The organism is Burkholderia reimsis, from assembly GCF_003294055.1.
Taxonomy (GTDB): domain Bacteria; phylum Pseudomonadota; class Gammaproteobacteria; order Burkholderiales; family Burkholderiaceae; genus Burkholderia; species Burkholderia cepacia.
In genome coordinates, this window is record NZ_QMFZ01000003.1 from 355,767 (window position 1) to 382,726 (window position 26,960).

20 protein-coding genes and 1 pseudogene are annotated in these 26,960 nt (G+C 68.5%); 13 read left to right on the top strand and 8 right to left on the bottom strand.

What is annotated here, in order from left to right:
- Nucleotides 1–2: 2 nt before the first annotated feature.
- The 4 genes from mhpA to DPV79_RS06510 are packed head-to-tail and all read right to left on the bottom strand — an operon-like array spanning nucleotide 3 to nucleotide 3,985.
- Nucleotides 3–1,679 carry a bifunctional 3-(3-hydroxy-phenyl)propionate/3-hydroxycinnamic acid hydroxylase MhpA gene (gene mhpA / locus DPV79_RS06495; protein ID WP_113045053.1) on the bottom strand — a complete coding sequence of 559 codons (1,677 nt, stop codon included), beginning with the start codon at nucleotides 1,677–1,679 and terminating at the stop codon, nucleotides 3–5.
- 50 nt (nucleotides 1,680–1,729) lie between these two features.
- Nucleotides 1,730–2,797, bottom strand: coding sequence for a maleylacetate reductase (locus tag DPV79_RS06500; protein WP_113045036.1), 1,068 nt, complete (start codon nucleotides 2,795–2,797; stop codon nucleotides 1,730–1,732).
- 7 nt (nucleotides 2,798–2,804) lie between these two features.
- Nucleotides 2,805–3,107: a Dabb family protein gene (locus tag DPV79_RS06505; RefSeq protein WP_113045037.1), complete on the bottom strand. Its 303-nt coding sequence runs from the start codon at nucleotides 3,105–3,107 to the stop codon at nucleotides 2,805–2,807.
- Nucleotides 3,104–3,985 carry an intradiol ring-cleavage dioxygenase gene (locus DPV79_RS06510; protein ID WP_113045038.1) on the bottom strand — a complete coding sequence of 294 codons (882 nt, stop codon included), beginning with the start codon at nucleotides 3,983–3,985 and terminating at the stop codon, nucleotides 3,104–3,106. Before DPV79_RS06510 ends, DPV79_RS06505 begins: the two co-directional genes overlap by 4 nt.
- Before the next feature lie 117 nt (nucleotides 3,986–4,102).
- Here DPV79_RS06510 and DPV79_RS06515 point away from each other — a divergent pair, with 117 nt between their 5' ends.
- From DPV79_RS06515 to DPV79_RS06540, 6 genes and pseudogenes are all read left to right on the top strand, one after another.
- Complete coding sequence (locus tag DPV79_RS06515; RefSeq protein ID WP_048025879.1) at nucleotides 4,103–5,026, top strand: LysR family transcriptional regulator; 924 nt, start codon at nucleotides 4,103–4,105, stop codon at nucleotides 5,024–5,026.
- Nucleotides 5,027–5,188: 162 nt separating this feature from the next.
- Nucleotides 5,189–6,097, top strand: a complete 909-nt coding sequence (locus tag DPV79_RS06520) for a SphA family protein (protein WP_113045039.1) — start codon at nucleotides 5,189–5,191, stop codon at nucleotides 6,095–6,097.
- 495 nt (nucleotides 6,098–6,592) lie between these two features.
- Nucleotides 6,593–8,683 (top strand): TonB-dependent receptor, encoded by a 2,091-nt coding sequence (locus DPV79_RS06525; protein WP_113045040.1) that lies wholly within the window; start codon nucleotides 6,593–6,595, stop codon nucleotides 8,681–8,683.
- A 20-nt stretch (nucleotides 8,684–8,703) separates the two neighbouring features.
- Nucleotides 8,704–9,480 carry an ABC transporter ATP-binding protein gene (locus tag DPV79_RS06530; RefSeq protein WP_059677656.1) on the top strand — a complete coding sequence of 259 codons (777 nt, stop codon included), beginning with the start codon at nucleotides 8,704–8,706 and terminating at the stop codon, nucleotides 9,478–9,480.
- Nucleotides 9,477–10,491 (top strand): annotated as a pseudogene (locus DPV79_RS06535) (ABC transporter substrate-binding protein). Before DPV79_RS06530 ends, DPV79_RS06535 begins: the two are co-directional and overlap by 4 nt.
- The gene (locus tag DPV79_RS06540; RefSeq protein WP_059677658.1) at nucleotides 10,488–11,528 is read left to right on the top strand and encodes a FecCD family ABC transporter permease; all 1,041 of its coding nucleotides are present in this window, start codon (nucleotides 10,488–10,490) and stop codon (nucleotides 11,526–11,528) included. The pseudogene DPV79_RS06535 and the gene DPV79_RS06540 overlap by 4 nt, the downstream one beginning before the upstream one ends.
- A 54-nt stretch (nucleotides 11,529–11,582) precedes the next feature.
- Here the strand turns inward: DPV79_RS06540 and DPV79_RS06545 are convergent, their stop codons facing one another.
- Both DPV79_RS06545 and DPV79_RS06550 read right to left on the bottom strand, forming a co-directional pair.
- The gene (locus DPV79_RS06545) at nucleotides 11,583–12,959 is read right to left on the bottom strand and encodes an ATP-binding protein (protein WP_113045042.1); all 1,377 of its coding nucleotides are present in this window, start codon (nucleotides 12,957–12,959) and stop codon (nucleotides 11,583–11,585) included.
- The gene (locus DPV79_RS06550) at nucleotides 12,960–13,685 is read right to left on the bottom strand and encodes a response regulator (RefSeq protein ID WP_021157221.1); all 726 of its coding nucleotides are present in this window, start codon (nucleotides 13,683–13,685) and stop codon (nucleotides 12,960–12,962) included. It lies immediately after the preceding gene.
- Between the two features lie 246 nt (nucleotides 13,686–13,931).
- On the opposite strand from DPV79_RS06550, the gene DPV79_RS06555 reads away from it, so the two are divergent.
- Together DPV79_RS06555 and DPV79_RS06560 are read left to right on the top strand one after the other, a co-directional pair.
- The gene (locus DPV79_RS06555) at nucleotides 13,932–14,678 is read left to right on the top strand and encodes a MipA/OmpV family protein (RefSeq protein ID WP_113045043.1); all 747 of its coding nucleotides are present in this window, start codon (nucleotides 13,932–13,934) and stop codon (nucleotides 14,676–14,678) included.
- Between the two features lie 287 nt (nucleotides 14,679–14,965).
- Entirely contained in the window at nucleotides 14,966–15,301 is a 336-nt protein-coding gene (locus DPV79_RS06560) for a hypothetical protein (RefSeq protein WP_021157219.1), read from the top strand.
- 22 nt (nucleotides 15,302–15,323) lie between these two features.
- Here DPV79_RS06560 and DPV79_RS06565 read toward each other — a convergent pair whose 3' ends face one another.
- Complete coding sequence (locus DPV79_RS06565) at nucleotides 15,324–16,715, bottom strand: hypothetical protein (protein ID WP_113045044.1); 1,392 nt, start codon at nucleotides 16,713–16,715, stop codon at nucleotides 15,324–15,326.
- A gap of 36 nt (nucleotides 16,716–16,751) precedes the next feature.
- Nucleotides 16,752–17,015, bottom strand: coding sequence for a PAAR domain-containing protein (locus DPV79_RS06570; RefSeq protein WP_059486789.1), 264 nt, complete (start codon nucleotides 17,013–17,015; stop codon nucleotides 16,752–16,754).
- A 482-nt stretch (nucleotides 17,016–17,497) separates the two neighbouring features.
- Here DPV79_RS06570 and DPV79_RS06575 point away from each other — a divergent pair, with 482 nt between their 5' ends.
- From DPV79_RS06575 to DPV79_RS06595, 5 genes are all read left to right on the top strand, one after another.
- Complete coding sequence (locus DPV79_RS06575) at nucleotides 17,498–20,293, top strand: type VI secretion system Vgr family protein (RefSeq protein ID WP_104768458.1); 2,796 nt, start codon at nucleotides 17,498–17,500, stop codon at nucleotides 20,291–20,293.
- A 2-nt stretch (nucleotides 20,294–20,295) separates the two neighbouring features.
- Nucleotides 20,296–21,153, top strand: a complete 858-nt coding sequence (locus tag DPV79_RS06580) for a DUF4123 domain-containing protein (RefSeq protein WP_060156137.1) — start codon at nucleotides 20,296–20,298, stop codon at nucleotides 21,151–21,153.
- A gap of 117 nt (nucleotides 21,154–21,270) precedes the next feature.
- Nucleotides 21,271–21,870, top strand: coding sequence for a DUF3304 domain-containing protein (locus DPV79_RS06585; protein ID WP_060126150.1), 600 nt, complete (start codon nucleotides 21,271–21,273; stop codon nucleotides 21,868–21,870).
- On the top strand, nucleotides 21,867–24,269 hold the full coding sequence (locus DPV79_RS06590; protein WP_113045045.1) for a T6SS phospholipase effector Tle1-like catalytic domain-containing protein: 2,403 nt from the start codon (nucleotides 21,867–21,869) through the stop codon (nucleotides 24,267–24,269). The genes DPV79_RS06585 and DPV79_RS06590 overlap by 4 nt, the downstream gene beginning before the upstream one ends.
- Nucleotides 24,270–24,381: 112 nt before the next feature.
- A partial coding sequence (locus DPV79_RS06595) for a type VI secretion system Vgr family protein (RefSeq protein ID WP_244321715.1) occupies nucleotides 24,382–26,960 on the top strand: 2,579 nt, incomplete at its 3' end.

Here is a 26,960-nt window from a genome sequence, read left to right on the forward strand (position 1 = left end):
CTTCACGATGCGTGGGTGACGGCTGCCGAAGCCGCCGAAGTCGCCGAAGCCGCGGCAGGCTCGCTCGAAACGGCGGACCAGTGCAGCGTGGCGCGCAGCGCGTCGACGAGCGCGCCGAGATCGCGCAGGTCGGTCACCGAACCGAACACGATGAAATCGGGCCGCTTGATATACGCGGCGATGCCATGTGCGTGCATGAACGCGTGCTGGTCGCCGTCGAGATCGACCACGGCATCCGGCGCGCACACGTCGTCGGCCAGCACGGCCACGTGACAGCCGAGCTGCGCGAGGAATGCGCGCTGCGCGTCGTCGAGATGGCGGGCGGGGTGCGCGCGCGTGACGAGCTGGAAACCCTGGCCGACCACGTCGTCGAAACGGCCCTCGGCCGCGCCGCGCCTCGCGCGGCCTTGCGGGGCCGGTGCGCCCGTCGACGGCAGCAGCGTGCCGTCGGCTTGCGCGTGCACGATGCCGTGGCCGAGCTTCGGGAACGGCGGCATCGGCGGCATGTTGCCGGAGCGGAACGCCGCGTCCCGTTCGGCGACCTTGCGCGGATCGTCCTCGTTGACGACCTGCCCGAGAAACAGCGACATCTGCGTGATCGCCGTCACGTGCGGGCGGCGCTCGGTTTCGTAGGTGTCGAGCAGGTCGGCGGACGCGCGCCCGGTCAGCACCAGGTCGAGCTTCCACGCGAGGTTGATGCCGTCGCGCATGCCGGAGCACGCGCCTTGTCCCATGTACGGCATCATCGTGTGCGCCGCATCGCCCGCGAGCAGCACGCGGCCCGCGCGCCAGCGTTCGGCCATGCGCGTCTCGAACGTGTAGACGACGTGCCGCAGCAGCTTCAGGTCGTCCGGGCCGTAGCCGTAGTGGTCGTTGAGCCACTTCCAGCCGGCTTCTTCCGTTTCCCATTCGGCCGTCGATTCGTTCGGCAGCACGCGCAGCTCGAAACGCGTGCGCTTCGTGCCGATCGGCATGTGCATGTACGCGCGCGCCGGATCGCAGTAGATCGTCGTGCGCGCGCAGCCGTCGCCGAGATCGCGCTTGTTTTCCGAATCGAGATTGAGCCAGCGTTCGTTGTAGCCGAAATCGGAGCGTTCGATGCCGAGCGTGCGGCGCACGAGGCTGTTCGCGCCGTCGGCGCCGATCACGTAGCGCGCGCGAAAAACGCGCGGCCTGTCGGTCCATTGCGCGTCCTGGCCGCAGCGGGACGGATGCGCGGTCAGCGTCACGCCGTCGTCGTCCTGCTGCAGCGTATCGACTTCCCAGCCGCGCAGGATCGTCACGTTCCTGAAGGCGCTGGCGCGTGCATCGATCGCGTCCTCGATGTCGGGCTGGTAGATCGAGATGTGCGCGGGATAACCGCATGCGCGGCCGGTCCAGTTCAGTTCGAGCAGCAGGTCGCCGTTCGCGTCGCAGTAGTGATAGGTGTCGACTGCCTTCGCGTTGCGCAGCGCGTGATCGACGTCGGCACTGGCCTGCACGATGCGGGCGGTTTCGCCGTCGATGTGCGTGAGGCGCGGCAGGCCGTAGGGCGTCGGCCAGCGTTCGAGGACGATCACGCGATGGCCGGCGCGGCCCAGCATCGATGCGGCGACGAGGCCGGTCGGGCCGTAGCCGACGATCGCGACGTCGCAGTGTTCGGCGGTGCTGTCGCCGTGCGCACTCGATTCGGTATTCATGTGGGGTGTCTCCATGACTGTGGCGTTTGTTGGTTTGTCGTGTGTTCGATTCAGCGCGCGGTCGTGCCGGGCAGGTTGCCGTCGAACGCGTCCTGCAGCAGCGCGCGCAGGCCATCGCGTTCGATCGGGCGAGGGTTCCAGTACGGATTGGCGGCCGCGAGATCGGCCGCGCGATCGAGATCGGCTTCCTGCATGCCGATCGCCTTCAACGAGACGGGCGCGCCGTTGTCGAGCGCCAGTGCATAGAGGCCGCGCGCCGCGTCGTTCGTGCCGATCGCGCGGGCGATGCGCTGCATCGCGTCCGGCGCGTGCGCCGCGTTGTACGCGAGCGCATGTGGCAGCACGACCGTATGGGTCGGCGCGTGCGGCAGGTTGAAGCTGCCGCCGAGCGTATGACAGAGCTTGTGGTGCAGCGCCATGCCGACGTTGCCGAGCACCATCCCGCACAGCCATGCGCCGTAAAGCGCGTCGCCGCGTGCGCCGAGATCGGCGGTGTCGCGACGCACGCCGGGCAGGCCGCGCGCCAGCGCGCGAATCCCTTCCTCGGCGACGAGGCTCATCACCGGGTTCGCGTTGTTCGCGTAGAGGCCTTCCGCTGCGTGCGCGATCGCATTGAGCCCGCTCGTCACGGACAGCTCGACGGGCAGCGTGACGGTGAGCGCGGGATCGTAGATCACCGTCTTCGGCAGGACGCGCGCATCGGAGCCCGTGCGCTTGATGCCGCCTTCCGTCAGGCCGTAGATCGGGGTCATCTCGCTCCCCGCATACGTCGTCGGGATGGCAAGGATAGGCAGGCTGCTTTCGAGCGCGATCGCCTTGCCGAGGCCGATCGTCGAGCCGCCGCCGATCGCGATCGCGCAATCCGCACTGCACGACCGGGCGAACGCCTGCGCATCGCGGGCGATTTCGATCGGCACATGCATCGTCGCGCGATCGTACAACCCGGCCGCGCGCGCGCCGAGCCGCTCGACGATGTATTGCGCGAGGTCGCGCTGCTCCGGCGTGCAGAGCACGAGCGCACGCTGCGCGCCCAGTTCCAGCACTTCGCGTTCGAGATGGTCGAGGCTGCCTGCGCCGAAGATCACGCGTGCGGGGCGTGCCTGGTAAATGAAATTCATGTCGTCGTCACTCCATGGCGTAGTCGACCTGGTGGCGCGCGATGCGCAGGCCGGCCAGTGAGTCGCGTACGCGTGCGTGTTCAGGATGCGTCGTGTATCCGTCGAGCGCCTCGCGCGACTCGAATTCGGCGACGAGTATCAGGTCGCACGCGTAATCGACCGAGCTGAAATCCGCGCCGACCTCGAGGTGCGTCATGCCCGGAATCCGGCCACGCAGGCTTTCGAATGCACGCTTCACGCTGGCGCGTGCCGCCGCGCGTTCGCTGTCGGTTTCGCCTGCGACGTTCCACATCACGACGTGCCGGATCATGCGCCGCGCCCGGCGGGATTGAGCACGAAGTCGTAATCGAGCGTGTAGAACGGCGTGTCCATCCGCGAACCGTCCGGCGCGATGCCGGGCGCGTGCCGCACCCAGTCGGCGACGAGCGTCGACCGTACGCCGAATACCGCGTCGGAGTCGAGATAACGATCGCCGTCGCGAAACACGTGCGTGATCAGCGTTTCGTAACCGCGCGCCGCGATCATGAAGTGCAGGTGCGCGGGGCGCCACGGATGACGGCCGAGCGCGTCGAGCATGGCGCCGACGGGGCCGTCGTGCGGAATCGGATACGGTTCGGCGAGGATCGAGCGGAACGCGTAACGGCCGTCGGCGCCGGTGCGCAGCCGGCCGCGCGCGCGATGCGTGACCGAACCGTCGTCGGTCGGAAGCTGGACGTCGTAGTGCCCGTCCTCGTCGGCTTGCCAGACTTCCAGCGACGCGTGCGCGACCGGCACGCCGTCGATGCCGCGCACGTGGCCGGATACGAAACAGGGCTCGCCGCATGCGCCGTTCGCGATGTCGTCGAACATCGCGAACTCGGGGCTGCCGTCGACATAGAACGGGCCGAATACGGTCGCCTCCGTGCAGCCGGCCGGCTTCGCATGGTTCTGCGCGGTGACGAGGGTCGACAGCCCGAGCACGTCGGAAAGCAGGATGAACTCCTGGCGCTTGTCGTCGGTGATGTGCCCGACCGCGGTCAGGAAGCCGATCGCGGCCTGCCATTCGGCCTCGGTGAGCCGGGTCTCCCGCGCAAACGAATGCAGGTGCTGGACGAGACTGGTCATGACCGTGCGCAACCGCTCGTCGCGACAGCCGGAGAGCGATGCGATCACGGCCTGCGTGATGGTGTCTTCGTTGAGATTGCGCATGGGGTTGTCTCCTGATGTCGTTGGATGGCGCGTTGACGTAACATTAATTCCTCCCCGGATCGTAAAAAAGATGGTTTGGAGGAGTTTTGTTCTCCGCCAAGTGGAAGAATCCAACGCATGGACAAGTGGACGCAGATCGAATTTTTCGTGCAGGTCGCCGAGCTGGGGAGCCTGTCGAAAGCCGCCGAGCGGCTCGGCATGTCGAGCGCGGCGGCGAGCCGCTGCCTGAATGCGCTGGAGGAGCGGCTGGGGGCGCGGCTCGTCGAGCGGACCACGCGCCGCCTGTGGCTGACCGACGCGGGGCACGAATACCACCGGCGCTGTGTCGCAATCCTGACGGAGCTGTCGGAGGCCGATGCGGCCGTCAACGAAACGAGCGTCAATCCGGCCGGCACGCTGCGCGTGACCGCTTCCGTATCGTTCGCGTCGATCTATATCGCGCCGGCGTTGCCGGAGTTTCACCGGCGCTACCCGAACCTGAACGTGCAGATCATCGCGGCGAACCGCTACCCGGATTTCATCGAGGCGGGCATCGACGTGGCGATCCGCACGCGCGAGCATGAAGCGGATTCGGGCATCACCGTGCGCAAGCTCGCCGAGACACGGCGCGTGCTGGCCGCGTCGCCCGGGTATCTGGCGAAGCACGGCGCGCCGGCGACACCCGATGCGCTGTGCGACCACCGGTTGCTGGTCTACAACCTCGCGAACGATCCGTACGCGCTGCATTTCCGCCGCGGCGCGAAGAAGCAGTCGGTCACGATCAAGAGCGTGCTCGATGCGAACGAAGGGCAGGTGATCCGCGCGGCGGCGCTTGCCGGGCTCGGCATCCTGATCCAGCCGCTCTACATCATCCACGAGGATATCGTCGCGGGAAAGCTGGTGCCGGTGCTCACCGACTGGCAACTGCCGGCACTCACCGTCAACATCGCGTACCAGAGCCGTCGTCACCAGCCGGCGAAGATCCGTGTCTTCACCGAATTCCTGATCGAGCGTTTCGAACGCCTCGGGCTCGCGCGCAAATGGAAGGAAGTCGGCCGCTGATCGCGGGTCGTCGCCGCGCCGCCGCGCATTTCTCCGTTTAACGAAGAACTGTTCTCCTGAACGTCGTCTTTTTCGCCGATGTCGTGCGCTTTACATTGCGTCTCCCCGGGCCTGCGATGCCCGGCCCGCGATGACACGATAACAATCCGGTCTGGAGACGACATGAAATTCACCTTGCGACGGGTACCATTGGCATTCCTGATCGTCGGCGCCATGCAGGTTCCGGCGTCGGCCACGGAGAACGGGCAGATCAGCTATCCGTTCGGCGTCAACACCGTGCTGAACGGGCTGCTTCCGCCGCCCGGCAACACGCAGTACTTCAACTACGCGCTGTACTCGGTATCGAACCGGTTTGCCGGGCCGGACGGCGGCGGCGCGGTGCCGGGGTTCCACCTGAGCGTCGTCGCGGAAACGCCGCGCGTGGTCCACACCTGGGGCGCGACGTTCGGGCCGTTCTCGCTGTCGAGCAGCGCGATCGTGCCGATCGTGCACCTGCATTTGTCGACGCCGGGCGGTACGGGAAACCGCACGTCGCTCGGTGACGTGATCCTCGAGCCGTTGATGATCAACTACGCGAACGCATCGAAGACCTTCTTCGCGTTCTTCTCTCCGTCGTTCGCGGTGCCGAGCGGCGCGTATGCGGCGAACCGGATCGCGAACACGGGGTTGAACACGTATGCGTTCCTGCCGTACGTCAGCACGACCTGGTTTCCGGGCCGCGACTGGGAGATCTCGACGACCACGCTGCTGGAGCTGAATTCGCCGAACCATGCGACGCGGTACCACTCGGGTGCGGTGGCCGTGCTCGATTACCTGGTCGGCTATTCGATCGACCGGCGCGTGCAGGTCGGCGTGCAGGGCACGTTCCTGAAGCAGTTCACCGACGATACGCAGGACGGCATCAAGGTCGCGTCGGACGGTTTTCGCGGGCAGTCGGTCGCGATCGGCCCGCAGCTGCGTTACATGTGGGGGCCGGCGTCGGGCGTGGTCGTGAAATACCAGCACGAGTTCGCGGTGCGCAACCGGCCGCAGGGCGACAAGCTGTGGGTGCAGTTCAGTTTTCCGATCTAGGCGGCGAAGTTGCGCCGGCCGGTCGCGGCGCGCGTCATGAGCGCGAGTGGCCGGTCGACGAGGGCCGGCGCGCTGTTGCGATTGCGTTTGCATCGCGGCGTCGAAAGCGGCATGCCTCGGGCAACTGCCTTCCCGGCGGCCGACGCGGTCGTGTCGTCGACACGTGAGCCGGAGTACCGGCCGATTTATCCAGGGATGCTGCCGCTGCGACCCGTCGCGGGTCCCAGCCGCGAGCCGGGCGTACTGATCCACGAATCCTGACAAAACCCTGACGGGATAAATTGATATAACGTATCATCCGACGTTTGGATCGACGGCCGTCCGAGGCTGTCGGGCAAGCCACGTGCGACGAAACCACACGAAGACCGATACGAAGTGACGAAGACGAAACACAGGCGGGCGCGCGACGCGCGGCTGCACGCCGGCTCGCGCCGGTACGACGGGGGATGGCGCTCGCGTGCCGCGTATGGTTGCGCAACCTGGGTGGGGTGTGCGATGGCGACGTCCGCAGCGCTTGCCGCGGAAGCGGCCGCACCTGCACCCGACGACCGCCATGCGCTGCCGGCGATCAACGTCAGCGCGCGATCCACACCGGCCGACCCGCTGACGCAACCGCTCGAAACGGGCTCGCGGCTCGGGCTGGCAAGTCTCGATACGCCGGCAAGCGTCGAGTCGGTCACGGCCGGCACGATCGAGGCACGCGGCGATCGCACGGTGCTCGACGCGGTGACGCGCACCGCGGGGTTCGCGAGCGCGATGGCGCCCGGTACCGGCGGCACCGCCTTGAGCGTGCGCGGTTTCAGCGGGCAGGAATCCGTGATGACGCTGCTCGACGGCGTGCGGCTGATGCCGGCGGCCGGCACGATCACCTTTCCGTTCGACACGTGGTCGGTCGAGCGCATCGAGGTGCTGCGCGGCCCGGCGTCGGTGCTGTATGGCGAAGGAGCGATCGGCGGCGTCGTCAACGTGGTGCCGAAGCGGCCACAGCGCACGCGCGAGACGACGCTGCAGGCCGGCGTCGGTGCCGACGGCGCGAAGCGCTTTGCGTTCGATACGACGGGCGCGCTCGGCCCGCGGCTGTCGTATCGCTTCTACGCGAGCGATGCACGCGCGAACGGCCTCGCCGAGCGGGCCGATACGCATACGACGGCCGTCGGCGGCGCGCTGAAATTCGACGTGAGCCCGAAGCTCACGTTGACGCTCGACTTCGACTACGGCCGCCAGATGCCGGCGACCTACCATGGCGTGCCGGCACCGAACGGCGTGCTCGATCCGTCGCTGCGCAAGCTCAACTACAACGTCGGCGATGCGACGATTGCCTACTACGACCAGTGGACGCGCCTGTCGGCCCGCTACCGGCCGACGGCCGGCGTGACGATCGACAACCAGCTCTACTACCTGACGTCGAACCGTCACTGGCGCAATGCCGAATCGTATGCGCTCGACACCACGACGGGTCTCGTCACGCGCAGCGACTATCTCGACATCGGCCATCACCAGCGGCAGATCGGCGATCGGCTGAGCGCACGCTTCGACGGCACGCTGTTCGGCCGCGCGAACCGATTCGTCGTCGGCACCGAATTCAGCCAGGTCACGTTCAGTGGTACCAACAATTCGCCGTATGGCGGCGAATCGACGGTGCCCGCGCACGGCTTCGATCCCGGCGTGTTCACGAGCCCCGATTCGACGGTGCCGCAGTTCAGCACGCGGGCACGGCAGGCGGCGGTGTTCGCCGAGAACCGGCTCGACGTGCTGCCGCGGCTCGCGTGGGTGAGCGGCCTGCGCTACGACCACATCGCGTTCAGTCGCGAGCAGGCGGCGACCGGCGCCGGCTTCGACAAGCGCTTCGCGAACGTCGGCTGGCGCACGGGCTTCGTGTTCGAAGTCGCGCCGACGCTCAGCGCGTATGCGCAGTACACGACGGGCGCGGAAGGGCTCGGCTCGCTGTTGACGCTGTCCGCGTCGCAGGCGAACTACCGGCTCGCCACCGGCGAGCAGTGGGAGGCCGGCGTCAAGCAGACGCTGCTCGACGGCCGCGCCTACTGGACCTTCGCCGTGTACGACATCACGAAGCGCAACCTGCTCAGCACCGATCCGTTCAATCCCGCGCTGCGCCAGCAGGTCGGCCGGCAATCGTCGCGCGGCATCGAGCTGACGGGCGGCGCGCGGCTGCCTCACGGCTGGACGGTCGACGCGAACGTCGCGCTGCTGCGCGCGCGTTATGACGAGTTCAGCCAGAAGGTCGGCAGCGCGACGGTGTCGCGCGCCGGCAATGCGCCGGCCAACGTGCCGCAGCATACGGCGAACCTGTGGTTTGGCTGGGCGTTTGCCGAGCGCTGGCAGGCGAATGCGGGCATGCGTTACGTCGGCGCGACCTACGGCGACGACGCGAACCGCATACGGGTGCCGTCGTACACGGTGTTCGATGCGTCGCTGCGCTGGCAGCCGACGGCGCGCACCGGGCTTGCGCTGTACCTGCGCAATCTCGCGAACCGCACGTACGCGGTGACGACGTCGAACGGCGGCGAGCAATGGCTGCTCGGCCCGTCGCGCTCGGCGGAGCTCGTCGCGACGATGCGCTTCTAGTGCGGCGCGGCGAGCCTCCCGTGGCGCACATGCTCGACATCGAACGCGTGAGCTGGTCTCCCGGCGGCGCGATCGCCGTGCTCGATTCGGTGACGCTGAGCGTGGCCGACGGCGAGTTCGTCGGGCTGGTCGGCCCGAACGGCAGCGGCAAGACGAGCCTGCTGCGCTGCGTGTTCCGTTACGCACGGCCCGATGCGGGCCGTGTCGCGCTCGACGCGCAGGACGTGTGGCGCATGCGGCCGCGCGCGGTCGCGCAGCGCATCGCGGTGCTGCAGCAGGAGACGCCCGACGATTTCGGGCTGACGGTCGACGAACTGGTCGGCATGGGGCGCACGCCGCACAAGCGACCGTTCGACGCGGAGACGGCGGACGATCGCCGGATCGTCGAATCCGCACTGCACGACGTCGGCCTCGTCGAGCGCCGCGCGCAACGCTTCGCGTCGCTGTCGGGCGGCGAGAAGCAGCGCGCGCTGCTGGCTCGTGCGCTCGCGCAGCAGCCCGAACTGCTGCTGCTCGACGAACCGACCAACCATCTCGACCTGCGCCATCAGCTCGAACTGCTCGCGCGCGTGCGGCGCCTCGGCATCGCGACGCTCGCCACGATTCACGATCTCAATCTCGCGGCCGCGTATTGCGACCGGCTCCACGTGCTCGCGCACGGCAGGGTCGTCGCATCGGGCGCGCCGGCCGACGTGCTGACCGAAGCGCTGCTGCGCGACGTGTTCGGCGTCGTCGCGCTCGTCGATCGCCATCCGGTCACGGGCCGGCCGCGCATCACGCCGCTTCATCCGGAATGACCGCCATGCCGTTTCCTGTCCTGCCCTCCGCGTTGCAGTCTGCGTCGTCGTCCGCATTCCGCCGGCTGGTTGCCGCGACCCTGCTCGGCTGCGCGGCCGCGCATGCGGGTGCCTATCCCGTCACCGTGCGCAGTTGCGATCGCGACGTGACGTTCGACCGCGCCGACGCGCGCGGTGAGCAACGACGTGAACCTGACCGAGATGATGCTCGTGCTCGGCCTGAAGGACCGGCTCGTCGGCTACACCGGCATCGGCGGCTGGAAGACGGGCACGGCGCGCGTGCGCGACGCGCTGCGCGGCGTGCCCGAACTCGCGAGCCAGTATCCGTCGCTCGAGGTGCTGGCGGCCGCGCGTGCCGACTTCTATCTCGCGGGCTGGAACTACGGGATGCATGTCGGCGGTGCGGTGACGCCGGCGACCCTCGCGCCGTTCGGCATCCGGACGTACGAGCTGACCGAATCGTGCTCGCACGTGATGAAGCAGACGGCCGCGTCGTTCGACGACGTGTTCCGCGACCTGAGCAATCTCGGCCGGATCTTCGGTGTCGACGCGCGCGCCGCGCAGGTCGTGGCCGCGATGCGCGCGCGTCTCGCGGCGGTGTCGCGCGCGATCGGGCGTCCGGCGCCGCTGCGCGTGTTCGTCTACGACAGCGGCACCGACAAGCCGATGACGGCCGGCGCGCTCGCGATGCCGACCGCGCTGCTGACGGCGGCCGGGGCGCGCAACGTGATGGCCGACCTGCCGCGCAGCTGGACGCAGGTGAGCTGGGAAAGCGTGGTGGCGCGCGATCCGCAGGTGATCGTGATCGTCGATTATTCGGCCGTGACGGCCGCGCAGAAGCAGCAGTTCCTGCTGAGCCAGCCGTCGCTCGCGCGCGTGGCCGCCATTCGCGACCGGCGCTTCATCGTGATTCCCTACGATGCGGCGACGCCGGGCCCCGAGAACGTCGCGGCCGTCGAGACGCTGGCGCGCGCGCTGTATCCGGCCGCGTTCGCCGGGCCGGCGCGATGAGCAGGCACGTGCGTGCTTCGCGGCCCGGCATGCGCACGGTGCTGCCGGCGCTCGCGCTGCTGCTGGTCGTGTCGATCGTCGTATCGGCCGCGTTCGGCCCGGCGCCGATCGCGATGCCGGCCGCGGTGCGGATCGTTGCCGCGCACATCGTGCCGGCGTTCGGCGAGGCCGGCGCGTTCGCGGCGGCGGCGGGCGACGACAGCATCGTCTGGCTGATCCGGATGCCGCGCGCGCTGCTCGCCGCGATCGTCGGCGCGACGCTGGCAGCGGTGGGCGTCGCGTTGCAGGCGGCGACCGCGAACCGCCTGGCCGATCCGCACCTGCTCGGCGTGAGCGCGGGCGCGATGCTCGGCGCCGTCGCGGTCACCGTGCTGGCCGGCGCGGCATTCGGCCCGTTCACGCTGTCGGCTGCCGCCTTCGCCGGCGCGCTCGCGGCGACGGCCTGCGTCATCGCGCTCGCTTACCGGCGCGGCCGGCTCGAATCGGACCGGCTGCTGCTCGCGGGCGTATCGGTATCGTTCATGATGGCCGCGTTCGGCAACCTGCTGCTGTATCTCGGCGATCAGCGCGCCGCGTCGTCGGTGCTGTTCTGGATGCTCGGCGGCGTCGGGCTCGCGCGCTGGGATCTGCTGCCGGTGCCGGCCGTGTGCGCGACGCTTGCCGGCGGCGCGCTGTACGCGCGCCGGCGCGAACTGAATGCGCTGATGTCGGGCGACGTGGCCGCGGCCGCGCTCGGGGTGCCGAGCGCGCGGATGCGGCGCGAGGTGTTCGTCGTCGCGTCGTTCGCGACCGGTGCGATGGTGGCGGTGAGCGGGGCGATCGGCTTCGTCGGCCTCGTGACGCCGCATCTGTGCCGCCGCGTCGTCGGTGCCGAACACGGCAGGCTGCTGCCGGTTGCCGCGCTGACCGGCGCGATCCTGCTCGTGTGGGCCGATGTGGCGGCCCGCACGCTCGCGGCGCCGGAGGATCTGCCGATCGGGATCGTGACCGCGATGTTCGGCAGCCTGTTCTTCGTCGCGCTGTTGCGCCGCCGCTGAGCGACGCGTGTGCACCGGCGGCGGGCGCTCGGGCGAGGGCGCCTGCGGCGCGCGTCATTGCCGCGGGACGGCCATGCTCGTGCCGCGGCCGGATGCGTCGCCCTGCGCGACGGTATCCGGCACGTCGAACAGGTTGTCCGGCAGCGTCCGCACGGGCAGTGTGATCACGAAGCGTGCGCCGCCGAGCGGTGAATCCTCGAGCCGCACGTCGCCGCCGTGCACCAGCGCAACGCGTCTCACGATCGCGAGCCCGAGCCCGAAGCCGCCGGTCTGCCGGTCGCGGCTGGAGTCGAGCCGCTGGAACGGTTCGAATACGCGGGCGCGTTCGGCGGCCGGAATGCCGGGGCCGTCGTCGTCGACGCTCAGCACGAGCGCGCCGGACGCGTCGCGTGCAGCGGCGAGCAGCACGGTGCGGGATGCATAGCGTGCGCCGTTGCGGATCAGGTTCAGCAACGCGCGGGCAACCAGCTTCGGGTCGCACACGTGGGTCGCGGGGGCACCGAGCGTCGATACGTCGAGCGAGATGCCGCGGTCGGCGATATCGTTCGAGACGTTGCCGGCGACGCTGTCGATCAACGCGTCGACGACGACTTCCATCGGCGCGAGCTGGCTCGCGCCCTGTTCGAGCCGGCCGATCGTCAGCAGCTCGGTGACGAGCTCGTCGAGTTCGCGCACGTCGCGGCGCAGCGCGTCGCGGCGTTCGCGCATCCGGCCCGTTTCATCCGGCTCGGCGAGCAGCGCGAGGCCGAACTCGAGCCGCGCGAGCGGCGTCTTCAGTTCGTGCGAGATGCCGTGCATCATTTCGCGCTGCTGCTTGATCGACGCCTCGATGCGCTCGGCCATGTCGTTGAACTGTTGCGACAGTTCGTCGATGTTCGACTTGCCCGACAGCTTCACGCGCGTCGACAGCGTGCCGGAGCCGAATGCGCGTGCGGCGTCCTGCAGCTTGCGCAGGTCGCGCCAGTGATAGTGAACCCACAGCACCACCGCGAGCAGTGCGCTGAGCGCGAGCAGCATGTATGCATAGATCTTGATGTCGAGGCTGAATGCTTCGATCGGCCGCGCATGCAGTACCGAACCATCCGCGAGCGGCATGTAGTAATCCTTGCGGTCGTAGCTGATCGAGATTCGGCCGGCGTCGAGATCGCGCAGCGGCTCGCCGCTCAATTGCGCGCGGGCGGTGGCCATCGGCATGAAGTCGAACCTTTCGTTGCCGTGTTTCGCGAGCTCGCGCAGCGCGAACTTGCGCTGCTCGCCCGGGTGGCGTTCGAGGTAATCGTTGAGCACGAACGCATAGGTCGTCAACGACTCCCGCTCCGCCTGCGCGGTGCGATCGTAGAAGATCCGGTCGAACGACAGCTGGACGAAGATGATCGACGCGGCGACGAACAGGATCACGACGAGGTACAGCCTGATCAACGGACGCAGCATTTATTCGTCCCACGCGGAAGGGCTGAACAGGTAGCCGCGGCCCCAGATCGTCTTGATCTTGTGCGGCTCCGACGACGCATCCTCGAAGCGGCGGCGCAGCTTCGAGATGCCGGAATCGACCGAGCGGTCGAGTCCGTCGAACTCGATCCCGCGCAGCTGCTTCAGGATGTCGTCGCGGCTCAGCACGGTGCCGGCCGCGCGCGCGAGGATCAGCAGCAGGTTGAATTCGGCAGTCTTGAGGTCGACCGGCTCGCCGCGCCAGGTCACGGTGCGGTTCGGCGGCGAGATCGCCAGCTCGCCGAACACGAGCGCTTCGGGGGCGGCCACGGGCGTGTCGGCAGCGGCCGGCTGCGCACGGCGCAGCAGCGCGCGGGCGCGCGCGACCAGCACGCGCGGCTCGATCGGCTTCGTCACGTAGTCGTCGGCGCCCGTCTCGAGGCCCGCGACCTGGTCGTAGACGTCCAGGCGCGCGGTCAGGATCAGCACGGGGACGTTGGTGAACGCGCGGATGCGCCGGCAGACTTCCATGCCGTCGAGGTTCGGCAGCATCAGGTCGAGTATCACGAGGGCCGGCTGGTGCTCGCGCACCGCTGCGACGGCGAGGTCGCCGCGCCGCACGACCGTCACCGCGAATTCATAGCCGTCGAGGTATTCGCGGACGAGCTGCGCCAGGCGGTCGTCGTCTTCGATCAGCAGTACGCGGTATTTGAGTGGATCTTCGTTCATGGTCTCCTCTTGACGCACGCGTCAACTCACGCCCCGGCAAGCCGGTGCGTGGCGCGGCACGCGAATTCTATCCGGCGCGCCGAAGGCCGGGGAAGCGGGGCGACAATCTCGAACAATCGAACACAATTGAGCACAGATTTTCCGAAGATTCAGGACAGTCTCGGCGCGGGGCGGCACCTAGACTGCGGGCTCCGTCACTTCTATCTCAATATTGTGCGCCCAATACTTCGCCGCTACCGCTATTGCATGCCGCTCGCCGGCCTGACCCTCGCCGCCGCCGCCCACGCGGAAAACCAGTATTCGCTGTCGCTCGGCGGTGGTTTCGCACCGCGCTATCCGGGCAGCAACCAGTATCGCGGTGTCGTTGCGCCGGGGCTTTCCGCGAAGTTCGGTAACGGCTTCTTCATCGACAGCACCGAGGGTGCCGGCTACCGGCTCGACCTGCCGCACGGCGTGTTCCTGTCGGCGGCCGTGAGTTACGACGCGGGCCGTGCGGACGAGAACCGCTTCGACCTGCCGGGCTCCGACTACCTGAAGGGCATGGGCCGGATTCCGGGCTCGGTGCTCGTGGGCGTGCGCGCGGGCGTGACGCTCTTCAACGCGGCGGAGCTGAGCGTCACGATCGACACACCGGTGACGCACACGTCGCGCGGCGTGTCGGGGCACATGGATCTCGCGGTGCCCGTGTTCAAGACCTCGCAGCACGAGATCGTCGTGACGGGAACCGTGCACGCGGGCTCGGGGCGCTACACGCAGACGTTCTACGGCGTGACCGACGCACAGTCGATGACGAGCCGGTTCCGGCCGTATTCGACGAGCGGCGGGATCGACAGCGCATCGATGGCGATCGCGTGGAACTGGACGCTGTCGCAGCACTGGTCGGTGCTCGCGACGGGTGGCGTGACGCGCTTGCTCGGTCGCTACGGTGACAGTCCGATCGTCCAGTCACGCAGCAACTATTACGGCATCGCGGGCGTGACCTACAAGTTCTGAGTGAGTTGCGGGCGCGCGCATGCCGCACGCGCGGGCGTCGGTGTCGGCGCCGGTGTTGCAGCCGTCGCGGCGAATCGCGTGCGGTAACATGCAGGCGGGTCCGGCGCCGTGCCGGACTTGCGACCCGGTTCGCCGATACCGCCGGACCGTATTGCGTCACCGCCGGCATTCGCCGGCCGGCCTTCGTCGGGGAACGGTCGGCGGCGCGCGGCACCGATCATTCATGCGGCGCCGGGCCGTGCACGAAGGCCGTACACGTCACACCGGGGCGCGACAGGGAGAAACCGATGAAGAACACAATCGCGATACTCGTTGCACTCGTTGCGAGCGCAACCTTTGCAGGATGTGCGGACATGGACACGAAGCACCCCAACGCCACCGCCGGCGGCGCGGTGATGAACCCCGCGCCGTCGGGTGCCGCGAGCGCGTGCAAGGCGGACGCCGCGCCGGACGACGCGCTGGTCGGAAAAACCGAGGCCGATGCGGCCGCGCTGCTCGACGGCTGCCTGTGGCGCGTGCTCGAGCGCGACGGCAAATCGCTGCCGGGCACGATGGACTATCGCCAGGAGCGACGCGACCTCGGCATTCGCGACGGCAAGGTGATCTGGGTGCGGCGCGGGTGAGGGATTCGGCCGCTGTGTCCGGTTATGCGGTGGCCGTCCCGGATTGCCGCGCGAAAGCGGCAGTGTCGGCCGTCGTCGCGGGGGTGACGAGCATCACGCCGCGTGCGAGCGGATCGCTGACCGATGCCGCGAATACCGCTTGTCGCTCCTCCGTCGCGCGATCGGCGGCGACCGCAAGCGCCGCCAGCGCGAGCGCCGCGCCGCTTGCGCCGTTGGCGAGCCCGAGGTGGCGGCTGCGTTCAGCGGCCTCGGCGCCCCAGGTCTGTTCGCCGACCGTCACGACTTCGGTGCGACGACTGCCGCGCTGATCGGCGTCGGTGACGAATCCGGGTGCCGTCAGGTCGGGGTGCAGCATCGACAAGCGTGTACTCGCCGCAGTGAGCAGTTGCCCGAGCGTCGTCGAATCAGCCTTGCCGTGATCGGCGGAACCCGCGCGGCGCGCGGAAGCGAGGCGATGGAGCGACGGCACGGGCGTCGCATGCGGGGCGTCGGGATGAGCGAGCAACAGCGCGCATGCGCCTTCGCCGGGCGTTACGCCGTCCGGCCGATCCCGGCCGTAGAGCCGGCCCGCGCGATCCAGCGCGTCGACGGCGTCCTGGCTTGCGGTGGAGTCGAATGCGAGCACGACGTGCAGATCGGCGGACGGTTGCAGGTGCAACGCCTGGATCAGTTCGTCGATGACCGCCCACGCTTGTACGGGATCGGCGACCGTGCGCAGTTGCGCGCGAACGATGCCCGGCGCGACGGCTTCGCGTGCCGTGTGCGCATCGAGCCATGCGGCGAGCGTTGCGGCGACCGGTTGCCAGCGGTCCGGCATCAGCAGGTGGAGCCTGAGCGGCGACGCGTTCGCGCCGGACAGCACGGCATGCCGCTCGCGCAATTCGTCGAGTGCATCGGCGGCCAGCAGCAGCCCGCGCCAGTGCTCGTCCTGAAGTGTTTCCTGCGCGCCCGGCGCGAGGAGGCTCGCATCGAACCGGTCGGGCGACACCGAATCGACCGTGCTGGCGAATACACCGGTTCCGTCCGGGCGTTGCAGTTCGGGATGAAGCGCGACGGGGTGCTCTTCCCGGGCCGCCGCATCGATTTCCGCGGTCGTCGCACCCGTCGGTAGCCGGACGCTGCTGTCGAGCAGAAGGGCCGACCACGTGTGCGACTCGGCATCCTGTGTGGCCGCCGCGTCCTTCGACGCGGACGACGTCGCCGGTGCGGCCGCCGCGGGTGCCGGGCGCTGGCCGAGCCCCCGGCGCAACCATGCCACGCAAACGGCGAGCGCCGCCGGCAGCACGAGCCCGCACAGCAGGAGGTCTCCGGTGGTCGGTGCATGCCGGGTCGTCTTCCACCAGACGAGCACGGCGACCCACACCGCAACGAATAGCGCGGCGACGAATGCCGTTTTGCGCAACCCCGTGATCATTTCCTTCTATTCCCCCGTGACTTGCCGACGCGTGTGTCAGCCGCCGTCACTGCCTGCCGTTCTGCTTGCGACCAGCACGGCGCCGCACGCCGTCTTGTAGCCGTCGCGTGCGACGCCTTCGCCTTGCACGATCATCGTGTCGTCGCCGTCGACGATGTGATTCGGGCCGTGTACCGGACACGTCACCGTGTCGTTGCGGCGAGCGATGCCGCGACCGTCGACCGACGACAGCGTCGATGCACTGGTCACGGTGCCGCCATGGCTGTGCTTGTCACCAAGGACGATGAAGGGTTGGGTCATCCGGATAGGCCTCCTTGCTGGATCGTCGTCGATGCATCCGGATTTCCCGATCCCGGATGTCATCGGCGACGCTTTTCGAATCCATTTCGACTGAATCAGGTATTTATTACCTTTCGGAAATAATTGCCTGATTCGGCTGGATAGTCAGGTAGCTGTCGAACTGAAAGCAGCCATTATCGCGTGTGAAGCCCGCGCGTCAAGGTTTCGCGTTTTTTTGTCAGGTGTTTTCCTGTAGCGGAGTCTGACTGTGTAATTTAAAATAGCAAGCTTCAAAAAAAGGGTGCATCCATTCAGCCGGCCAGTTGGCTGCGCTCCGCCTGATGGCGGGGCAGGTGCCCGTAGCGGGCAGTGCTGCAGGGGAATTCCGTGTGTTTCCTGCCGGTTCGGCGTGGCGATTGCGGTGCCGGCAATCGTGCATCGTCCCGTGTTCGTCGCAGCCTATGCACTTAAAAACGTCGAAATCCTGAGAGAGCGGGAATCGCATGAGCGTCATCAAGGAATTTGCGTCTCTATTCGGCGCATTCAATCGCCTGTATTCGCTGGACGGATCCGGCGCGCTTGCCGCATTTCAAATCGAGCGCTGGACCGGTCGTGAATCGCTCTCCGATCTCTTTCAATGGAACGTCGATGCGCTGTCGACGGATCCCGCGCTGGATCTCGACGCGATGCTCGGGCAGCGTGTCGCGATCCGCACTACGCTCGCGAACGGTACGACGACGCTGCGAAGCGGACTCGTCGCCGAGGCCGAGTGCATCGGTTACGACGCCGGCCTCGCTCGCTACCATCTCCAGATCGTGCCGTGGCTCGCGGCGCTCACGCATGCGCGTGACGAACGAACCTTCGTGAATCAGACACTCGCCGACGTGCTCGACACGGTGTTCGCGCCGTACGCCGGGATCGCGCGGTGGCGCCTCACGCCGGATGCGGGCCGGCGTCTCGACGCGCTGGCTCCGGTTGCGTATCGCGTGCAGTACCGCACTCATACGCACTATGAATTCGTGCAGCATCTGCTGGCCGAGGCCGGCCTCGGGTTCTGCTTCGTCGAGGACGAGGACGCGCCCGCCGGGCATGCGATGCTGGTCTTCGACGACAGCGCGCAACTGGCCGAGGACGAGACGTCGGCGCGACGCGGCGGGGTGCCGCGCCGCTCGAGCGGGACAGCGACCGACGCCGACGACGTGATCCTCGGGATCGGGCAGTCGCTGTCGCTGACGGCCGATCGTGTCACGCTGATCAGCAGCGACTACCGCGCGAACCGCGCGACCACCGCGAGCACGGATCTCGGCCGGCCGAACGGCCCGCGCGAGCTCTACGACGACGTCGGGCCGGAAGCGTTCGATACCCTGCGCGACGCGGAAGACACGGCCCGGCGCCAGGCCGACGCGATCGTGTCTCGCGCATGTTTCTGGACCGGCTACGGCACGCTGCGCACGGCGCGCGCCGGGCGTGCGCTGAAGCTCGTCGATGCCGGCTGGCAAGCCGTGCGCGGTGCCGCGGCGCCCGAGGATTTTCTGCTGACGCACGTCGAGCACGTCGGGATCAACAATCTCCCGCCGACCGTCATGGAAGCCATCGAGCGGCAACTCGGGCCGCTGCCGGCGGCGAAGGTCGATCCGCGCGTGCTCCGGCAAGCGCAGGCGGGCGGTTACGCGAACCGGTTCGATGCGGTGCCGCGTACGCAAGTCTGGCGGCCCACGCTGGCGGACGGGACCGGGCAGCGGCTCAATCCGGTTGCGACGGCGCTGGGCGCGCAGACGGCGATCGTCGTCGGTCCGACCGGCAGCGCGCAGCCCGGTTCGACGGGGCCGGTGCATGCCGACGCGCAGGGGCGCTTGCGCATCCGGTTCCACTGGCAGGCGGAAGACGATACGGGCACCTATCCGACGCGAGCGATTCAACGGCTCGCGAGCGACGGGCACGGGCTTCAGCAGGTGCCGCGCATCGGCCATGAAGTTCTCGTGCAGTTTCACCACGGGCTGATTCACCGGCCGATCGTGCTCGGCGGCCTGTTCAACGGCCGCGGTGAAGGCGGTGAGTCGCCTTCGCCGGGCGGCGCGGCCGGGAAACCGCTCGACGCATCGATCTACGCGCAGGCGGGCGACCATGCGCCGAGCGCGCAGGGCAATCTCGCGAACGGGCTGAGCCCCGCGTGGCACGGCGCCGGCGGCGGCGCGGATCGCCACAATCACGCCGGGGCGCTGTCGGGCTTCAAGAGCCAGGGGTTCGACGGGCAAGGCCACAACCAACTGGTCGCGGACGATTCGGACGGCATGGGGCGCCTGCAGATGGCGACCACGCACGCGGCGACACAACTGAACCTCGGCCATCTGCGTCATCAGTCCGACAACTATCTCGGCAGTTTTCGCGGCCAGGGCGTCGAATTGCGCTCGGACGCGTACGGTGCGATGCGTGCGACGCGCGGCTTGCTGGTGTCGAGTTATGCGCCCTCCGGCGCCGCCCAGCCGGCGGGCGATGCCTCCGCGCTGCAGGCGCTGCTCGCGCGGCACGCCGCGCTGGTCGGCCGGTTCGACAAGACTGCCGATACGCACGGGACGCTGCCGTTCGCCGCGCAGCGCGGCGTGGAGCAGGCGGGCCAGTCGTCGCTGAACGGCAAGGCCGCGCCGCTCGACGCGCTCGCGCAGAGCTTCGCAACGACGGTCGGCGCGAACGGCTACGCACAGGCATCGGCCGATGCCGCGCAGCGATCGACGGGCAACGCATTGCCGCATACGGGCGACGCGGTGCTCGGGATCGAGGCACGGGGCGGACAGGGGTTGATCGCCGGGCAGGCGCTGCAATGGGCGGCCGGCGAAACGCTGTCGCTCGGCAGCGGTGCCGACTTCAATCTCGCCGCCGCGCAGCAGCTGCGCATTCACAGCGGGCAGGGCATCGGCTGGCTGGGCGGCGCAAGCCATGCGGACGGCGTCGGCATGAGCCTGATCTCCGGCAGGGACGGGCTGACGCTGCAGGCGCAGCGCGACGTGCTGGGCCTGCGTGCGCGCGACGGCCTGAAGGTCGCGTCCGCGAGCGCGGATGTCGAGATCGCCGCGAAGAAGACGGTGCATCTCGCGGTGAGCGGCGGCGCGCATGTGACGATCGAAGGCGGCGACGTCACGTTCGGCTGCCCGGGCAAATTCGTCGTGTATGCCGCGCAGCATGCTTTCGTGGGCCCTGATCAAATGAGTACGCCGTTGCCGCAGTTTCCCGAGAAGGTGTGCGTCGAATGCCTGCTGCACGCGATGCAGTCGGGCAGCGCGCTTGCGGGCAAGGCAATCTGAGCATGAAGATCGAACCGACCGACTGGATCGACCGCTATCCCGACGACACGCCGGATCGGCTGAACGCGCTGTTCGAGCACGCGCCGGCCGGCGGCCGCTGGCATCTGCTGCTCGACATGGGTTTCGCACCGGCGCTGCGTGACCGGATGCCCGCGGTCGACCGCAACGATGCCGTCGTCGTGCTGTACGAAGGCGTGTACGACGGCGACGACCTGGCGGCGATCTCGCCGTGCCTCGCGCCGTTGCCTGTCGACGCGGCAGCGCGCGCGGCGATGCTCGAGACCGTGCTGCGCGAGACGTCCGGATGTCCGATGGTGAGCCTGTTGCGCGGTGCGCGCGATACGGGCGCGCTTGCCGCGCATCTGCGCGGGCAGATGGAGGCAAGCGCGGCGGCCGACGGCGAAGCGTTCCTGGTGCGTTTCGCCGATACGCGTTGCCTGCCGGCCTGGCTCGAGGCGCTCACGCCCGCGCAGCGTCGCCGCTTCACGGACGGCATCGACGCGTGGCATGTGTTCGATCGCACCGGAGCGCTCGTGGCGCTCGATGTCGACACCGCACGCGAAGCGGTGGCCGGCGAAGCGGGTGCCGGGCGCAGCGGCGAGCCCTACGTGCTCGACGGGGACCAGGTCGAACGACTGCGGCAAGCCGCGAAGATCGACACGCTGCTTTTTCATGTCCGCCAGCGTCCGGAGAGTTTCGGCCGGCTGCTCGCAACGCCGTCGCAAGCCCATGCGTGCGTGAGCGCGGCGTGGGCGCGGCACGACGGGCCGCCTGCGGCAGCGTCGCGGGTCGCGCTCGATGCGCTCGTGGCGGCCGGGTATCTGGCGACGGAGCGGGCGCCTGCCGCGTCGTCCGCATAGAACAATGCGGGTTCGCGCGCATGCGAACGGCGACACGGACGTGTCTGCGCGGCATGCGACGGAGCACACTGTTGATAGCGATCCGCGCCGGACGGCGTCGGACAAGAGGATCAAGAAATGAGTCTGAATGCCGGTTCCACGACGTTTGCCGCTCGGCTGCTGATGTTCATGGCCATCCTGCTGGGGACGGCAGGATGCTCGCGTGCCACCGATGTGTCGTTTGCGGCGTCGGGTGCGGCGGGGGGGGCGAGCGCGCCGGCCGAGCCCGACACGATGGGCTTGAAGCTGAATGCCCTCAACTACACCGACGTTCCGATCGGCGCGTTCTACGTCGACGGCACCTGGGGCGGGGCGGTCCCGGCTCGCGTCGGCAGCGGCGGCGGCGCGATCATCTGCTGCGTCGCGTTACCGAAGCAATGGCATCCGGGGTTGACCGTCAACCTGCAGTGGCGGGACGACAACCTGTACAGGAAGGATCCGAAGGCGCTCGCGAGCCGCGTCGTGCCGGTCGAGCGCTACGACGCGTTCTCGGACGGCTTCCTGTGGGTCCTGTTCTTTCCGCACGATCGAATCAAGGTCTATGCGTCGCAGTGGATGCCCGGCTACCGCGGTTTTCCCGAAAATCTTCAGGCGCCCGCCGAAGCGTGTCCGGGGCACTTCACGTTGCGCAATGGCGATCCGCAGTGCCCGAATCCCGACAAGAGGATCACGCGATGAGTTTCCGCTTCGCGAGCGCTGACCGGCCCGACGTTGCGATCGTCACCCCGGAGGAGCAGGACGCGATCATGCGCCGCCTGCACGACGACGACGGGATGAGTTGCTGCAAGACGCTGCACGTCGGCATCTTCTTCGACGGCACGCGCAACAACGCCGATCGCGATCGCGCCGGCGGCAAGCACAGCAACGTCGCACGCCTGTTCGACGTGTTTCCCCGCGACAAGTATCACAGCGCCATCTACGTGGCGGGCGTCGGTACGCCCTTCGTCGACGAGGTCGGCGACCAGGGTGTCGGGCTGCAGGCCGCGGCGGGCGCCGCGACGGGGTGGGCCGGCGAGGGGCGCATCAACTGGGCGCTGCTGCAGATCCACAACGTCGTGCATGCGCACGCGTTCGGCAATTCGCTGTCCGCGGCGCTCGGCAAGAGCGACAAGGCGCTCGCGAAGGCCGTCAGCGTCGACCTGAATTTCAAGGGCATCGATCTCGGCGGCACGCCGCCGAAGCCGGGCAGTCTCGGCGACATCAACGCGCGAGGCAGTTCGAGCGCCGGCGCCCTCAAGCTGATGGCGGCCGAGCAGAACGGGATCGAACTCACCTGGGATCGCGACACGATCTGGGCACAGCTCAAGGGCGAAGTCGATACGGCGAACTGGACCGCGACCATGCGCGCATGGGACGACAAACGGCGCGCCGCGTTGCGGGCCCGTTGCGCGCAGTTGAAGGAGCGCGTCGGCGATCTGCTGGTCAAGGGCAAGCCGAAACTGCAGCGCATCCGCCTGTATGTGTTCGGCTTTTCGCGCGGCGCGGCTGAAGCGCGCACGTTCTCGAATTGGCTGAACGATGCACTCGACGCCGATTTCAGCCTGTGCGGCGTGCCGGTGTCGTACGACTTTCTCGGCCTGTTCGATACGGTCGCGTCGGTCGGCATCGCGCAAAGCACGGCCGCGACGTTGTTCGACGGGCACGGCGGCTGGGGACGCAAGGAACTGATGAGGGTGCCGTATTCCGTCCGCCGCTGCGTCCACATGGTCGCAGCACACGAGCCGCGCGGATCGTTCCCGCTCGACCTGATCGATGCGTCGATCGACGGGCGCGAGGAGATCGTCTATCCGGGCGTCCATTCGGACGTCGGCGGCGGTTATGGACCGGGCGAGCAAGGGCGTGGCACGGGCGATGCGGACAAGCTGTCGCAGATACCGCTGCTCGACATGTATCGCGAAGCGCGCAAGGCCGGTGTTCCGCTCGACATCAACGGGCCCGGTGTCGCCGCCGAAGCGGCTGCGGCGTTCGCGATCTCGCCCGCGCTCAAGCGCGCGTTTTCCGCCTACGTGAGAACGAGCGCGGACTACTACTACGCCAGGGAGCACGGCACGCCGGGCCTGATGCGCGCGCACTACGGGCTGTACCTGCGCTGGCGCAAGATGCGCCTCGACAACTTGCGTACGCAACCATCGTTCCTGGCCGCCAAGGCCGCGTATCCGCAGGATGCCGTCGACCTCGACAGCGCGAACGAGGAACTGCGGCTCGAATGGCACGACCTGCTCGAGTGCGAGAAGCAGGGCGGCCCGACCGTGGGACGCTACGCGGGCAACGCGGTCAGCAAGAAGCTCACGCAGAACCCGAAGGCGGCAGCCGTCATTTCCCCGGCCGTGCTGCCGATCGTCCAGGGCCTGCAGTCCGCGCTTCCGCTCGTCGGTCCGGTGGTACGCGCGAGTGCGAAGCGCGCCGAGGATTTTTTCCAGTTGCAGCTCGACGAGAAGTGGCAACAGTGGCTCGAGGTGCGGGGCGACTGGAACATGGGGCCGCCGGAGGCGCCGATCAGCGCGCTGTACGACAACTTCATGCACGACTCGCGCGCGTGGTTCAAGCCGCTTGGCGACGACGACGACGTCTGGAACTACAACCAGATCAAGGCGCTGAAAACCCGTCAGGCGGAATTCGAGCGCGAGCACGCGGCGTGGCGGAAGCGTCGGCAGCTTGGCCAGCCGGGGCCGTCGCAGATCATGCAGGTGATGGGCGCGAGTGCGCTCGGGCTCGGGCCCGGGGTCAGCGCGGTGCAGGAGCCCGAACCGCGTTCGCCGCTGAGCGCACGGCAGGCCGATATCCTGAAGCGCTACGACGCCGCGCAGCAGGCCGCGCAGAAGGCACGCGCGGCCAAGGACGCGAATGCGCCGACCGACAGCGCCGTGCTGACCGATCCTAATGTCACGGGCGGTCTCGCGTTGCAGGATTCGGGGCGCGAGTTTTCGTTCGTCTGGGGTTACCTGCGCTGGCGCACCGTTTACGTGAACGGCGTGCGCTGGGATGCACCCCACGTACCGAGCGTGCAGGAAGAAATGGAGGCGCAGCGCAAGATGCTGCAGTACAAGGTCAACATGAACGGGATCTTCCCGCAATGATGCGGCGTACTGTCTCCCGCGTGCGGCGGCCGCTCGCCGTTGCACCGCAGAACCGATTCGATACGAACCAGCCGACGCGAAACGCATTCGCGCGCGATTGCCGAGAAACGACATGGATCTTGTTGCCGCATTAACGGGGTACGGGCAAGCGACCCGCCATATCCAGATCGATACCGCGATGCCGGGGGCATTCGTGGTCGAGCGCTTTCACGGTCGTGAAGGGATCAGCGAATCGTTCCGGTTCGAGATCGACGTGCTGTCGAGCGAGCCGTTTCTCGATCTGGCGCCGCTGATCGGCAGCGCCGTGCGGCTGCGCCTTGCGACGGCGGTGGGCGAGCGCTGCTGGAACGGCTACGTCACGCATGCCGCGTATGCGGAGAGCGACGGCGAGTTCACGCGCTACCGGCTCACGATGGAATCGTGGCTCGCGCTGCTGCAGCTGCGCCGCAATTGCCTGTATTTCGTCGATCTCGACGTCGAGGGCATCTGCGAGCAAGTGTTCGGCGATTACCCGGAAGCGCATCGGCGCTACGAGCGAGTCGAGCCACTGCGTGCGTTCCGCCTGCGCGGCCAGTACCGGGAAACCGATCTCGATTTCGTGTTGAGGCAGCTGTCGGAAGCCGGGTTGTCGTTTCGCATCGAGCACGGGCAGGACACGGGGAACGCACCGTCGGGCGATCATACGGTCGTCGTGTTCGACCGCCACGCACGGCTGCCCGACGGCAGCGCGATCGCATTCAATGCGCAGGACGTCGGCGATCCGGACGGCGTGATGACGCAATTCTCCGATCGGCGTCAGCTCGTGCCGGATCGCGTGGTGACGACGAGCTGGAAAGCCAGCGAGCTCGTTGCGCTGGCCGGCCAGGCGCAGCAGCCGGCCGACGCCGACGCGCCGCTGCTGCCGGTGCGGGAAGTCTACGACGGCCAGCGTGCCGGCCGCTTCGACACGAGCGGCGACGCGCAGCGTTACGCCGAGCAGCGTCTCGACGCGCTGCAGCTCGCCAAACGGGTTTACCGTGGCGGCGGATCGTCGCGCACGCTCGAGGTCGGCAGGGTGCACACGCTGAACGATTATCTGAGCGGCCCCGTGCGGTTCGTGCCGCTGTCGATCGAGCATGAGGCCGTCAACAATCTCGGCGCGCAGATCGGGCAGCTGTTCGGACGCGGCGAGCTCGAGAAGGGCCTGTATCGCAACCGCTTCATCGCGGTGCCGGAAGGCACGCCGATCGTGCCGCCGCATCGCGACCGGCCGACGGTGCATGGCGTGCAGACCGCGATCGTGGTCGGCGAGCCGGGCGGCCGCGTCAGCAGCACGCGCGATCACCAGGTCCGCATCCAGTTTCCGTGGATGCGCGGTGTCGCGCCGCTGCCTGGCGGGCTGACCGATACGGCGAGCCGCTCCAATCCGGCCGGCCATGCGCCGGGCGACCATCGGTCGGGCATCCTGGTCCGCGTCGCCGAACAGGCCGCCGGGCCGAATTTCGGCCATGCGTTCGCGCCGCGCGTGGGGGCGGAGGTGGTGGTCGGCTTCGAGTCCGGCAACATCGACGCGCCCGTCGTCCTCGGCCAGGTGTACGGCGGCCGGGTGCGACCGCCGTTCTCGGCCGGCGAAGGCAGCGACGCGAATCATTCAGGATCGCTGACGGGCCTGCAGACGCAAACGCTCGACGGGCAACCGGGCAGCCGCTGGGTGATGGACGATGCGGCCGGGCAATTGCGCCACGAGCTGAACAATTCGACTGCCGGCACGCGCCTCGCGCAGGGTTATCTGATCGACCAGCAGGGCACGATGCGCGGCGCCTATCGCGGTGAAGGTTTCGAACTGGCGACGCAGGGCTGGGGCGTCGTGCGGGCCGGCGCGGGCGTGCTGGTATCGAGTACCGCGCGTCAGTTCGGTGCGTCGACGCAGATGGACGTCGCCGAACGCGTGGAGCAGTTGAAGGACGCCGAGAAAACCGCGCAGGAACTCGACCGGGCGGCCACCGGCGCGCTGGCAGTCGGCCTGAGCGCGAACGCGGCGCTGACGGATTTCCTGAAGGCGATCGATCCCGCGCAGGACGGCAAGTATGCGGGGAGCGTGGGCGGCCAGAGCGCGACCAAGCCGAGCGGCACGCAGCGCGACGGAGGCGATCCCGTCGAGCGATTCGCGACACCCGCGGTGCTGATGGAGTCGCCGGAGAACATCGTGGTGACGACGCTGGACAGCGCGGTGTCGTATGCGGCGCAGCATGTTCATGTGACGTCGCAAGGTGATGCGCACGTGGGCGCCGGTGCGACCGTGGCCGCGGCGACGGGCGATGCAGCAAGCCTGTACAGCGTGGCGGGCGGGCTCAAGGCGATCGCGGGCGAAGGGCCGGTGAGCGTCGAGGCGCACGCGTCGACGATGGAGATTCTCGCGGACCAGACCGTGCGCGTGACGTCGACCGACGAGCGCGTCGACGTGCTCGCGCAGGATGCGATCGTGCTGCAGCAGGGGCCGAACCGGATCACGCTGAAGGGCGGCGACATCATCGTCGAGACACCAGGGCAGTTCGCGGTGAAGTCGGGCGGGCATCCGTTCCCGGGGCCGCGCGCCGCGAGCGTGAAGCTTCCGGCGCTGCCGGTGTTGCCGCAGGGCGATCCGTGCGACTTCCTCGTACAGGCGCTGGCGGCGAGCCCGGCGGGGAGAGGGGCGGTGGCGGCGGGGGGCAG